The following is a 12,592-nucleotide window of genomic DNA, read 5'->3' on the forward strand; positions in this document are numbered from 1 at the left end:
GGAACGGCGCCTGCTCACAGCCCGATCGAGAGCTGATTTCCCGGGTGCCATGAGGTAGGGTGGCGCCTTGCAGGAGCACGTTATCCCCATGTTTTCGCTCGAGAACCGTGTTCAGGAGTACGCCTGGGGCTCCCGGGACGCCATCGCGACGCTGCTCGGACAGCGCCCCTCCGACAAACCGCAGGCCGAGCTCTGGATGGGAGCGCATCCGGCGGCCTCCTCGTGCATCGAGCTCGACGGGGGCCGCGAGCGCCTGATCGACGCCATCTCCAGGCACGCAGACGCATTCCTCGGCGGACCCGCGCGCGATCGCTTCGGCGCTCGGCTCCCCTTTCTCCTCAAGGTGCTCGCGGCCGACCAGCCGCTGTCGCTCCAGGCACACCCGGACGAGGCGCAGGCGCGGCGCGGGTTCGACGCGGAGAACGCCGCCGGCGTCCCGATCGACGCCCCGGAGCGCACCTACCGCGACCCGCAGCACAAACCCGAGCTCATCTGTGCGCTCACCCCGTTCGACGCCCTCTGCGGGTTCCGGCCGGCCACGGCCCTGCCGGAGGTCTTCGAGCTCCTCGCCGGAGGCCCAGGAGACGCGCTCGTCCCGCGCAGCGCCGATGCGATCGACGCGGCCGCGGTCGCGCGGCTCGTGCAGGGCCTGCTCGCGCTCGAGCCGGCCGCCCGGCGCGAGCTCGTGTCCTCGGTGGTCGAGGCGTGCCGGGCGCGCGCCCAGGCGGGCGGATGGCTCGCACGGGCCGCTGGCTGGGCGCTCCGCCTGCACGAGCTCTACCCGGGCGACGTCGGCGTCGTGATCGCGCTCCTGCTCAACGACGTGCACCTCGAGCCGGGCGAGGCGCTGTACCTGCCGCCGCGCCGGCTGCACGCCTATGTGCAGGGCGTCGGGATCGAGATCATGGCGAGCTCCGACAACGTGCTGCGCGGCGGGCTCACGCCGAAGAACGTCAACGTCGACGAGCTGATTCGCGTCCTCGACTTCGCGCCGTGGCGCGTCGAGCCCATCGTGCCGCGCCAGGTGGGCGTGGAGTCCTTCTATGACACCCCAGCGCCGGAGTTCCGGCTCTCCCGCATCGAGCTCGACGCCGCGGCCCCCTGGAGGACCGATGACCGCCGAGGCCCCGAGATCGTCCTCTGCACCCGGGGACAGGCCTCGCTGGTCGACGCGCGCGGCGCAGCCCGCGAGCTCCGCCAGGGTGGCTCGATCTTCGTCCCGTTCTCGTCGGGGAGCTACGCCATCGACGGACATGGCCAGTTCTTCCGGGCTACCGTCGGCCTCTGAGGCCACCCCGAGAGACGCACCGCGACGCCGGGCAGCGGTCGCATTTCCCCGGCGAGAGTTCCCATGAAGGTGGGAAGATCATTGAACTGTTCTTCCCATCTTCTCGCCTTGCCATTCAGATCCGACCCCCCTCCGATTCCGGCCCCCCGGCCTCTGCCCACAACAGAAGAGGAACAGAGGGCCACAGAGCAAGGGACAGGAGCCTAGGACTTCTGTTCTTGGCGAACGGCTCGCTCCGAGGCGGCTCGCTCACGCACTGCCCGCGGGGGGATGGCGGGATCTCCCTGGGCGACTGCGAGCTCGCCGCGCGGGGTCTCCTGCCCGTCCGCGGGCCCGCGCGCGAGCGACCCGGCGGCGGAGCGCCACGTCGCAAGGACGCGCCGCTTCAGCGCGCGGAGCTCGTGCGCGGCGAGCTCCGCGGCGCGGCGGGCGCTGTCGTTCAGCGAGGGGCGCGCGGCCCGGAGCTCGATGAGCGGCCGCGCCGCTAGCGAGAGGGCCAGTTTGTACTGGCAAGGGCTGTCCAGAAAATCGTATTCGCGCCGCCCCTCCGCGATCGCGGCGCGGATGGCAAAGGCGTGGATCACGGTCCCCGGCCGGAGCCCCTTCGGCAGGTCGACCCTGCGCCCGCACTGGTAGAAGTAGATCTTGTTGTCCCACACAAGGTTATAGAGCGCCGCGATGGGCTCGCCGCGCGCCGAGAGCCACGCGAGATCGAGGGCGCCGCGCTCGAACATCGCGGGCATCACCTCGTCGTGGAAGTCGCGAAAGCGCTGCGAGGCGAACACGCCCGCGCCCCCATCGGCCGACCAGCGCTCGGCGTGCAAGCGGAGCAGGATCTCTCGCGCGCGCTCGAGCTCCGCGCGCGTCCTCGCCCGCTCGAACGTCAGCGTGCCGCCCGCCCACGCCTCGAGATCGCGCGTCGAGCGGCGCACGAGGTAGCGGCGCGACGCGGAGAGCGCGCTCAGGTACTTCTCCCAGCTGGACGGCAGCGGGATGTAGGGCGAGGCGTCCGTGACCTCGATCCGCGCGTCGATGCCGTGCTGCCGGAGCTCGCGCGAGAGGATCACGGCGAGCGCGCCGTCGGGACGCATGGCCGGCATCACCAGCTCGTCCCAGGCCCCGAGCGCCGCGCCCGTGAGCGCGCCGGCGAGCGCGTGCGCGACGTCGGCCTCGGCGCCCCGCTCGGCGATGACACCGAGGTTGCAAGAGCAGACCTCGTCGGCCTGATCCTCCCCTGAGGCGATGAGCTCCAGCCGGCGGAACAGGATGCCGCTGCGGTGCCGGCAGCGGCGCTCCAGCAGCGGCGCGAGGCCGACCAGGCGGGACCCATCGAAGAAGAGCGCGGCGCGCAGCGAGCGGCCCTGCGCCCCGAACACGCGCCACCAGGCGAGCATCCAGTCCGGCGTGAGCATCGGCTCGTTCATGCCGCTCCGCTCCATCAGTTCTTCCCAAGCCCCACGCATCGCGACGAGCTCGGCGACATCGGTCACCAGGTGAAACCGCAGCATCTCCCCCTCCCTTCCGCACAACCCCGCACGCCGTCCGCCGCCGCTACGCCGCGCCTCGCAGCGGCGCGGCGGCGGCGTCGCTCCCCCTCAGCGCCATCGTGGCCGCAGGTGGGCAAGCGCCGCCCGCGCCATGACGATGCGCTTGTCCAGCCATGTCATTCGATACCCCTCCTCGGCGGCGCGCCGCTCGGCGCGCTCGTGTTCATAAGGGACCCGATGAAACGAGATCTCCTGGCGCGACGAGTCGAAGAGGGCGAGCTCGGCGAGCTTCTCGCGCCTCCGGGCCGCGTCGACCGAGCCGGGGTTGATGAAGAAGCACCGGCGCCCGCGGCCGAGCGAGATCCGCTCGCCCGTCGGCCGCGGCGTCGCGACCCCCGCCTCGACCTCGTAGAGCGCCTGGACGTGGGTGTGCCCGAAGAAGCAGATGCGCCCGCTCGGCTCATGCTCCCTGAGGAGCAGCGCGTTCGCCTCGATGTGCGCGGGGCTCACCATGTACTCGCAGGCGTCGGCGACGCCGCCGTGGATGAGGACGATCTCGCCCTCGATGAGGCGCCGCCTGGGTAGCAGGGCGAGGGCCCGCTTGCTGTCCGCGGAGAGCGCGACGCGCGTGCGCCGGAGCGCGAACGCCGCCTTGGTGCCGCAACGCTCGGTGCCGATCCGACCGATCGCGATGAGGTCGTGGTTGCCCGCGATCGCGAGGGTGGGCGGCCGCGCGAGCAGGCGCACGCACACGTCGGAGTCCGCGTTGTACCCGACGATATCCCCGAGGCAGAGCAGGCGCGCCACCCCCCGCTCCGCGAGGAACGCCTGCACGGCCGAGAGGGCCTCGAGGTTACCGTGAATGTCCGCGATGATCCCGTAGAGCATGGCGCGCCACCTTTCGTGTGAGGAATGAGCTGGCCCATCGCGCGAACGGCTTCGGGTCGTCCCAGGCGAACGCGTCATAGACGGTGCGCGCCCCGGCGACCGTGCCGAGCCAGCCCGCGAGGGATGCGCTGCTGCGCTGCTCCCGGAACGCGCGGTAGACACGGTAGAGGTCGAGCCAGCGGTAGCTGGGGGCGGCGCGCGGCGGCGCAGGCGGGCGCCGGCCCTCGACCAGGTAGTCGTACGCGACGCGCGGCAGGTTGACGCCCGCCGCGGCGCCCACGTGGTTCCATAGGGTGTACCGGGCATTGACCTCGAGGGTGTAGAGCGCGCCGCTCCTTGCGTCGCGGACGAGGTCGATCTTGAAGGGCCCCTTGAGCCCAAGCTTCGCGGCGACGTCGCGCCCGGCCGCGGCGACCGCCTCGTCGCCCGTGATCTCGACGACCGCGCTCTCGCCGGCGAACGCCGGGTAGGTGCGGAGCTTGCGGCCGCAGAACCACGCGAGCAGCTCCCCCTCCTCGTCCGCGAACCCGTGGAACGACACGAGATCGACGACGCCGCCCGGGATGTGCTCCTGGACGATCAGGTCCTGCTTGAGGCGCGCGAAATGCGGGTGTGCAAGGAGCTCGGCCCGCGTGTTGAAGAGGCGCGCCTTGCCAGCGCCGCCGAGCAGATCGCGCTGGATCTCGGCCCAGGCCGACTTGCGGCGCGGCTTCACGAGGAGCGGCTCGCGCAAGCTCGCGGGATCGCCGCCGGGCCGCAGCGTGCGCGGCGCGAGGACGCCTCTCGCCTCGCAGAGGCCGTAGAAACCCTCCTTGTCGAGGAGAGACCAGCACACGTCCTCCTCGTTGAGGAGGAACAGGAAGTGCTGCGCCAGCGCTCTCCGGTGGCGGTAGACGAGATCGAGCTGCGGGTCGGTGCCGTAGGCCAGCGGGATCCTGCGTCCGAGGGCGGCGTGGAGCCGCGCCCCGAGGCGCAGCAAGGTCGCTGCCGACGCGGCCCGGCTCGCCTCGTCAAAGCCGGGCACGAGGCACGCGGCGCTCACGTGGCGCGAGCACAGGACCGCGTCGGTCGGGTCCTTGGTCACCACGATGACCGGGATCCCGGCCATCGCGTGGGGGCGGACCAGGGTGATGTCTCCTAGCACGAGCGCCGGGGGCCGCTCGGGGGAGAAGCGGGCAACATCGATGTCCTGTCCGTCCACGATCACCACGTTTGACATGAGTCCTCCCCCTTCGAGAGCCTTTGACCGCAGCGAAGATCGGTGGCGGCAGCGCTCTGGCCTCCGCTCAGCTCGCGAGCGCCGGCGGCGAGCCCGCCGTCCAGGGCATCGCCGGACCTGGAATGGTCGGAGCCTCGATCCGGCGGATCGTCACGAGCGCTGCGACACGCCTCAGGACGACATGGCGGACGGCAGGAGCGCGACTCACAATCAGTATACGGTGAATTTGCTGGCTGACAAGAGAATCACGCAACCAATGGAAAGCCAAGGCACAGGGCTGTCCAACCAAGACAAGGACATGGGCCGCCGCTCCGAACCGAGGTGTTCTGCCCGGTGTCCAGGCGGCTGCGCGCCTCGCGGCGCTCGCCGGGCGCAGATTGGCCGAGGGCGCCTGTGGGGGTTGGCGTGTTCATTCGTCCACGACGTGGATCGGCTTCGGCCAAATACGAAAGGTGAGCCGTCGGCAGATCGCGCGGGCACTGTAGAGGGCATGAGGTCGCCCGGGTGATGCGCCGGTATCCAAGCAAGCGTGGGTGTCGCCGTTCGGCCATGGATGACCCATGAGGACGGCGCTACGCGGGCGCGAGGCGCTATCCGAGGGCGTCCTCGATCCGGACGCGCACGAGGCGCACGCCGGAGGGGATCCGGAGCAGCGTATCCCACCACTCCGAGCCCGCGAAGCGATAACGGATCTGCACCCCGAGCGCGGTCCCGTCGACGAGCGCGCGACGGGCGAGGGCGAGCTCGCCGCCCGCGCTGCCGGCCCGCTGGAGATCCCCTGCGCGGGCAGCCGCACCGGCCTTGAGCGACACCGAGACGAGCTCCGCGGCCTCGGCGAGGTCGAAGAAGAGCTGATCGAGGGTCGCCTCGTCGAGCACCGCTTCCTGCAATGGCGGCAGCCGGATCTCAGGCGCGCTCTCCGTCTCATCCACGGCGTGGAGCTTCATGGCCTGTCCGCTCCCATGCTCGGCGGTGGCCACGCGGACAGAGGCCTGGGCGCGCGCTGATCCAGCTCGGCCGAAGGCGCGTGGCACTGGGTGCAGCTCTGCCGATAAGGATGGGTCGAGCGCATCCCGAGGGCACCATGGACACCATGGCAGCTCGCGCACTCCGAGCGCATCAGCGTCGGGTGCGGGATCGTCGGCGGCGCGCCCTCGTAGGCGCGGGCGCCTCGCCGCGGCGACGCCATGCCCGCAAAGGTGTTGTCGGGCGGAGGCGGCGTGTCCGCGAGCGGCCTCGGGTCGGCGCCGACGACGTGGCACTGCGTGCAGCTCTCGTAGCGACGGTGGCTCATCCTGGGCGCGGTGAGGTTCGCGACGCGCAGCCCGCGCTCGTGGCACGAAAGGCAATCCGGGGCGCCGAGCTGCTCGATGCGATGCGGGATCGTGGGCGGCGCGCCGTCGTAGGCGCGGCGGGAGGCGCGCCGCTCGAGCGCCGCCTCTCGATCGGCCTCCGACTGCTCGACAGGCGCGTAGAGATCGGCGTCCGCCGCCTCGAGCCGGGCGAATGCGCCCTCGTACATGCCGGCGTTCGGGCCGTGCGCGCGCTCGCGCATGTCGGCGTAGCTGCGCGCCTCGACGCTCGCCGAGGGCGGAGCGGGATCGCCGCGCAGCTCAGCGACCCCCTGCTCCGTGCCGCGGACCCCCGAGAAGTAGCCCGCCGCCGCGACAGCGACGATCGCGGCGAGGCCGACGTGCAGGCCGCGGGCGTCCTTCATCGCGCCTCTCCCCGCTTGCCCTGCGGTTTGCGGCGGATCCTGACCGCGCACTTCTTGTAGTCCGGCTGCTTCGAGAGCGGATCGTACGCCTCGAGCGTCGCGCGGTTCACCATCACGGTCTCATCGAAGAACGGCACGAACACCGTGCCGGCCGGCGGCGCGCCCCGGCCCTCGATCCAGACAGGCAGCTCGAGCGCGCCGCGCCGGCTCTCCAGGATCACGACCTCGCCGTCGCCGACACCGAGCCTCCGCGCGTCCTCGCGGTTCATCTCCAGGTACGACTGCGGCATCGCCCGCTGTAGCTGGGGTATCCTCATGGTGAGCGACCCCGTGTGCCAGTGCTCGAGGACGCGGCCCGTGCACAGCCAGAAGGGATACTCCGCGTCGGGCGACTCGGGCGGCGGCTCGTAGGGGTGAAACCAGATGAGCGCCCGGTCGTCCTTCGTCACCGAGTGATAAAACTGGATCTCGTCCTTCGTGGCATAAGGGTCGTCGAACCGCGCGAAGCGGAACCGCGTCTCCCGCCACGAGCCGTCCGGCTGCTCGACGACCGGCCAGCGCAGGCCGCGCGCCTTGACGTACTCGCGGTACGGCGCCAGGTCCTTGTGCTTGAACCGGCTGAACTCGCGGTACTCCTCGAAGAGCTGCTCGTCGACGTTGACGTCGTGGTAGTGCTTGTAGTCCCAGACCGGCACTCCCTTGCCGTCCTTCCGGATGTCGAACAGGAAACGGCCGTCCTTGTCCTTCATCCCGGCGAAGCCCATGTCGTGGAGCTTGCGCGCCACGGCGATGATCTGCCATGCATCGTCCCGCGCCTCGCCGGGCGGCTCGACCATCTTGAACCACTGCTGCGTGCGGCGCTCGGAGTTGCCGAACATCCCGTTCTTCTCGACCCACATGGCCGAGGGCAGGACGAGATCCGCGGCGCGCACCGTGGCCGTCGGGTAGACGTCGGACACGATGAGGAACTTGCCCGGGATCTTGCGGCTCGCGTCGAAGAGCTCGTTGGTGTTCGGCAACGACTGGCCTGGATTGGTCACCATCACCCAGATGGTGTCGATGTCGCCGCCCTGCTCCTTCGGGGTCGAGAAGCGCTTCCAGAGGTCGACCGTGTGGTAGCCGGGCTTCGGGTTGATCCGCCCCGCGGGCAGGTTCCAGAGGTGCTCGGCCTCCTTCCGGTGCTCGGCGTTCGTGACGACGAGGCCGCCGGGGAGCCCGTGGGCGAGCGTGCCGACCTCGCGCACCGTGCCGCAGGCCGACGGCTGGCCCGTCAGGCTGGTCGGGGCGTCGCCGGGCTTGCCGAAGTGGCCGCTGAGCAGGTGCACGCCGTGCACCAGATCGTTGATCGCGGTGCCGCGGGTGTGCTGGTTCATCCCCATGCACCAGAGGCTCGTGATCCGCAGATCGCGGCGCCCGAAGAGATCCGCCAGCATCCGGATGTCCTTCGCGGCGACGCCCGAGATCGCCTCCACCCGCTCCGGCGTATATTCGGCCAGCGCCGTCTTGTACTCCTCGAAGCTCATCGGCTGCCCCTCGAGGGTCGGGGGCTCGGTCCGCTTCCGGAAGTTGCAGAACCGGTCGACGAACGCCCGGTCGAACGTCCCGCGCTCGACGAGCAGGTGCGCGATGCCGTTCGCGATCGCAAGATCGGTGTTCGGCTTGAAGACCAGCGTGTGCTGGCAGAAGGCCGAGGTGCGCGTGCGCCGCGTCGTGAGATCGATGAGGAGCACCTGCTCGCCCTTCGATCGACGGTCGACGACGCGCGAGAAGAGCACGGGGTGCATCTCGGCCGGGTTGTTCCCCCACATGAGGAGGACATCGCACCTGTCGAGATCCTCGTAGCAGCCGGCCGGCTCGTCCACGCCGTACGTGGAGAGGAAGCCTGTCACCGCCGATGCCATGCAGAGGCGCGCGTTCGGGTCGATCTGGTTGTTGCCGAGCCCCGCCTTCACGAGCTTGTTCGCCGCGTACCCCTCGGGGATCGTCCACTGGCCGCTGCCGTAGAGCGCGAACCCCGCCGGGCTCTGCATCGCGCGCCGCGCGATGATCGCGATGGCCTCGTCCCAGCCGATGGGCTCGAGCTTGCCGTTCCTGCGGAGCAGCGGCTTCGTGAGCCGGTCTCTGCCGTAGAGGGCGAGGCCGACGTGATACCCTTTCACGCAGAGCAGGCCCTTGTTGACGTCCGCGCTCTGGTCGCCCGCGACCGCGACCACGCGGCCCCCTCTCACGCCCACCTGCACGTGGCAGCCGGTGCCGCAGAACCTGCACGGCGCCTTGTTCCAGACCACATCGGAGGTGATCCCCGCCCCGGGCGCCGCCTGGGCGGCGGCGACGCCGTCCTTGCCCAGCGCGAGCCGACTGGCGGCCACGGTCGCCGCGCCCATCGCGGAGCACCTCAGAAACTCGCGGCGATCCATCATGGCTCCAGATCCGAGAAGTCGACCGAGACCACGTCGACGAAGTCCACGCCGTCGGTGCAGAGCACCCGCTCCACGAGCTCTTCCCCGGCGACCAGGGTCGCTGTCTCGGCGATCGCGGGTAGCCTCGAACCACACGGAGGACCGAGCGAGAGCGCCGCCTCTGCGGCGAGCGAGCGACACGCGCGCGCTCGCGCGCTGGGCTCATCGGAGAGCGTGATGACAAGAGCACTGATGGGCATCGGCACGCCTGGCTGGGGTTGTTCGGGTGGATGCGGTCGAGCGTCGCATCGCAACATCGCAACGTCCGGGCCACACGAGCTCCTCGCCGGAACGCCCGCGCATCGCGGCCTGTCCCTTCCCCTCACCGGAGATCCGCGGCGCACGAGGAGCGCTGGGATGCGCAAACGGTGCGTCGGAACGCGCGCCCTGCACCGTGTCGAGCCGCGGGCCTCGGCGCCGCCCCGGACACGCGTGATGGCACGTGGCGTGCGATGTGGTTCGAGCCGTGCACGCCTCTCTTCATCTTCCTGGAGCCGCCGTGATCCTGGGGCTCCTGTGCGTGGCGCACGCGGCAGGCTGCCAGGATCGCGACCAGCCGCCCGGGCTGCGCCCCGCGCTCGACGCGACGCCGATCGCCTCCGCGAGCGTCCACCGCCCTGACAAGCTCTCCGGTGTCTCGACGGACAGGCGGGACTCCCTGGGCCGGCCGATCCGCGCGGCGTGCGTGACGTGCCATTCGCTCCGCAGGCCTGATGCGCTGCCGACCTCGACGGCGGAGCTCGACGAGTTCCACGTGGGGCTGAGGTTCGAGCACGGCGGGCTGAGCTGCGCCTCGTGCCATGTGATCGGCGAGCAGGACACGCTGCGCAAGGCCGACGGCACGCTCGTCCCGATGCGCGACGCCATGCAGCTCTGCGCCCAGTGCCACGGCCCCCAGCTCCGCGACTACGCGAACGGGGCGCACGGCGGGATGAACGGCAGTTACGCGGGCGGAGCGCGCGTGCGCAACCACTGCGTCGACTGCCACGATCCACACGTGCCGGCGTTCCAGCCGTCGATGCCCGTCCTGCCCCCGCGCGACCGCTTCGTGGCGGCGCCCGGCACAGGAGAAGGAGCCCACCGATGACCCAGACAACGAGGCGCGTCGCGCTCAAGGTGCTCGGAGCCACGCTCGGCGCCTCCGCGTTCGCCCACGCGATGGAGCCGCTCCGCGCGTGGAGCAAGGACCTCTCGCTCGATCAGTTCCTGCAGCGCCACTACAAGGAGCTCACGAGCGAAGAGCTCGCCGAGGTCATCCGCCGCCTCGAGCGGGAGACGCGCGAGGAGTACGGCCGCGAGGTCACGATCCGCGACATCCGCCCTCAGGAAGGGGTGCAGTTCGGCTACGCGCTCAGCCTCAGCGTGTGCATCGGCTGCCGCAAGTGCGCCGAGGCGTGCCACGTCGAGAACAACCACGATCGGCGCACGAACAACTCCTACATCCGCGTGCTCGAGATGGATCAGGGCAGCTTCGACATGGAGAAGGGCGACGCGACGTACGAGCACGCCGTGCCCGCGAAGGGCAAGTACTACATGCCGGTGCAGTGCCAGCAGTGCGACAACGCGCCTTGCGTGAAGGTCTGCCCCGTCCAGGCGACATGGAAGGAGCCCGACGGCATCGTCGCCGTCGATTACAACTGGTGCATCGGCTGCCGCTACTGCGAGGCCGCCTGCCCCTACCACGCGCGGCGCTTCAACTGGACGAAGCCCGAGGTGCCCGCGGGCGAGATCAACCCGGATCAGGGCTACCTGTCGAACCGCATCCGGCCTCAGGGCGTCGTGGAGAAGTGCACCTTCTGCCTGCATCGGACGCGCGAGGGCCGGATGCCGGCCTGCCTCGAGGCCTGCCCCACGGGCGCGCGCGTCTTCGGCAACCTCCTGGATCCGAAGAGCGAGATCCGCTGGGTGCTCGAGAACAAGCGGATCTTCGTCCTCAAGGAGGAGCTCGGCACGCGGCCGCGCTTCTTCTACTTCTTCGACGTCTGAGCGAGCGGAGCCACGATGGGCAAGGACACGCACGCCATCACCTACCCGCGCTTCCTCCTCCGGGTGATCGGCCAGAGCTTCGAGGGCTCGTGGCGCTTTTATCTCTGGATGACCGTGCTCACGGCGATCGCCCTCGTCGGGGCGAACGCCTGGGCCCACCAGCTCGTCGAGGGCATGCGGGTCACCGGCATGAGCGATCACGTCTCGTGGGGCCTTTACATCGCGAACTTCACCTTCGGCGTGGGGCTCGCGGCGGGCGCCGTGATGATGGTGATCCCGGCGTATCTCTACGACGACCACGAGATGCACGACGTCGTGATCCTCGGCGAGCTGCTCGCGATCGCCGCCATCGTCGTGTGCCTCCTGTTCATCGTGGCCGACATGGGGCGCCCGGACAGGTTCTGGCACATCTTGCCCGGGCTCGGGCGGTTCAACTGGCCAATCTCGATGCTGACATGGGACGTCATCGTCCTGAACGGCTATCTGTTCATCAACCTGCACATCTCGGGCTACCTCATCTACACGAGGTACCTGGGCAGGAAGCCGAACAGGAAGTGGTATCTGCCGTTCGTGTTCCTGTCCATCGGCTGGGCGGTGTCGATCCACACGGTGACGGCGTTCCTCTACTCGGGCCTCGGCGGCCGCCCGTTCTGGAACTCGGCGCTGCTCGCCCCCCGCTTCATCGCCTCTGCCTTCATCACGGGTCCGGCCTTCGTGATCCTGCTGCTCCAGCTCGTCGCCCGGTTGACCCGGCTGCGCGTGGGCGACGGGCCGATCCGCACCCTCACCTCCGTGCTCCGCGTGACCGTGCTGCTCAACCTGTTCATGCTGGGCTCGGAGCTCTTCACGTCGCTCTACACCGGCGGCACGCACAGCACCGCGGTGACTTACCTGTTCTTCGGCCTGCACGGCAAGAGCGCGCTCGTGCCCTGGATCTGGTCGGCCGTCGCGCTGAACGTGGCCTCCGCGGCGCTCCTGCACCTCCCGGCGAGCCGCGGGAGCCGGGCCTTCCTCAACGCCGCCTGCGTCGCCGCCTTCGCCGGCGTCTGGATCGAGAAGGGCATGGGCCTCATCATCCCGGGCTTCGTGCCGAGCACCCTGCACGAGCTCGTCGAGTACGTGCCCTCGATGGCCGAGTGGAAGATCACGGCGGGCATCTGGGCCGTGGGGTTCATGGTGCTCACGATCGCCATCAAGGTCGCGCTGACGGTGCTCACCGGCGAGATGTCGGTCGAGCCGCGCCCGGATGCCACCCGCACAGGCGATCACGCGCCGCCGCTCGTGCAATAGCGCTGCTGTGTGGCATGGCGCGCCGCCAGACACACGTCTGGCGTCGCTCGAGCGCGCGTGTCGGCCTGCGTGGTAGTTGGCCCGGAAGGTGGCACTTCCTCGGACAATATAAAAGCTGAGCCGTCCACGGATCGCCCGGGCACTGCAGGGGGCATGTGCTGGCCAGCTCGTTGACCCAGGGCGAGAGTGGCAATCGCCTCATGTCATCCAGATTGCCCGGGCGAAAGAGCGCTGAGCCGCGCTGGCGACCTCGTCGCA

Annotated in this window: 11 protein-coding genes; 4 read left to right on the top strand and 7 right to left on the bottom strand. The window is 70.2% G+C overall.

Annotation, left to right across the window (positions count from 1 at the left end; genetic code table 11):
* Positions 1 to 88: 88 nt before the first annotated feature.
* Positions 89 to 1,288, top strand: coding sequence for a mannose-6-phosphate isomerase, class I (manA, locus tag WMF14_RS26155; protein WP_437790385.1), 1,200 nt, complete (start codon positions 89 to 91; stop codon positions 1,286 to 1,288).
* A 203-nt stretch (positions 1,289 to 1,491) separates the two neighbouring features.
* Here the strand turns inward: manA and WMF14_RS26160 are convergent, their stop codons facing one another.
* The 7 genes from WMF14_RS26160 to WMF14_RS26190 all read right to left on the bottom strand — a co-directional run bounded on the left by WMF14_RS26160 (position 1,492) and on the right by WMF14_RS26190 (position 9,258).
* Entirely contained in the window at positions 1,492 to 2,796 is a 1,305-nt protein-coding gene (locus tag WMF14_RS26160) for a GNAT family N-acetyltransferase (protein WP_437790386.1), read from the bottom strand.
* Between the two features lie 87 nt (positions 2,797 to 2,883).
* Positions 2,884 to 3,663, bottom strand: coding sequence for a metallophosphoesterase family protein (locus WMF14_RS26165; protein WP_437790387.1), 780 nt, complete (start codon positions 3,661 to 3,663; stop codon positions 2,884 to 2,886).
* Positions 3,629 to 4,882, bottom strand: coding sequence for a carboxylate--amine ligase (locus WMF14_RS26170; RefSeq protein ID WP_437790389.1), 1,254 nt, complete (start codon positions 4,880 to 4,882; stop codon positions 3,629 to 3,631). Before WMF14_RS26170 ends, WMF14_RS26165 begins: the two co-directional genes overlap by 35 nt.
* A 590-nt stretch (positions 4,883 to 5,472) precedes the next feature.
* Positions 5,473 to 5,829, bottom strand: a complete 357-nt coding sequence (locus tag WMF14_RS26175; protein ID WP_437790390.1) for a hypothetical protein — start codon at positions 5,827 to 5,829, stop codon at positions 5,473 to 5,475.
* Entirely contained in the window at positions 5,826 to 6,599 is a 774-nt protein-coding gene (locus WMF14_RS26180) for a nitrate reductase cytochrome c-type subunit (protein ID WP_437790391.1), read from the bottom strand. Before WMF14_RS26180 ends, WMF14_RS26175 begins: the two co-directional genes overlap by 4 nt.
* Positions 6,596 to 9,019, bottom strand: a complete 2,424-nt coding sequence (locus tag WMF14_RS26185; RefSeq protein ID WP_437790392.1) for a molybdopterin-dependent oxidoreductase — start codon at positions 9,017 to 9,019, stop codon at positions 6,596 to 6,598. Before WMF14_RS26185 ends, WMF14_RS26180 begins: the two co-directional genes overlap by 4 nt.
* Entirely contained in the window at positions 9,016 to 9,258 is a 243-nt protein-coding gene (locus tag WMF14_RS26190) for a hypothetical protein (RefSeq protein WP_272093599.1), read from the bottom strand. Before WMF14_RS26190 ends, WMF14_RS26185 begins: the two co-directional genes overlap by 4 nt.
* Positions 9,259 to 9,557: 299 nt before the next feature.
* Here WMF14_RS26190 and WMF14_RS26195 point away from each other — a divergent pair, with 299 nt between their 5' ends.
* From WMF14_RS26195 to dsrP, 3 genes are read left to right on the top strand one after another with little or no spacing between them, the layout of a single operon-like run.
* Positions 9,558 to 10,145 carry a hypothetical protein gene (locus WMF14_RS26195; RefSeq protein ID WP_437790393.1) on the top strand — a complete coding sequence of 196 codons (588 nt, stop codon included), beginning with the start codon at positions 9,558 to 9,560 and terminating at the stop codon, positions 10,143 to 10,145.
* Entirely contained in the window at positions 10,142 to 11,044 is a 903-nt protein-coding gene (locus WMF14_RS26200; RefSeq protein ID WP_437790394.1) for a 4Fe-4S dicluster domain-containing protein, read from the top strand. Before WMF14_RS26195 ends, WMF14_RS26200 begins: the two co-directional genes overlap by 4 nt.
* Before the next feature lie 15 nt (positions 11,045 to 11,059).
* On the top strand, positions 11,060 to 12,334 hold the full coding sequence (gene dsrP, locus WMF14_RS26205; RefSeq protein WP_437790395.1) for a sulfate reduction electron transfer complex DsrMKJOP subunit DsrP: 1,275 nt from the start codon (positions 11,060 to 11,062) through the stop codon (positions 12,332 to 12,334).
* Positions 12,335 to 12,592: the final 258 nt, after the last annotated feature.

Source organism: Sorangium sp. So ce693, assembly GCF_051521375.1.
GTDB classification, from domain to species: domain Bacteria; phylum Myxococcota_A; class Polyangia; order Polyangiales; family Polyangiaceae; genus Sorangium; species Sorangium atrum.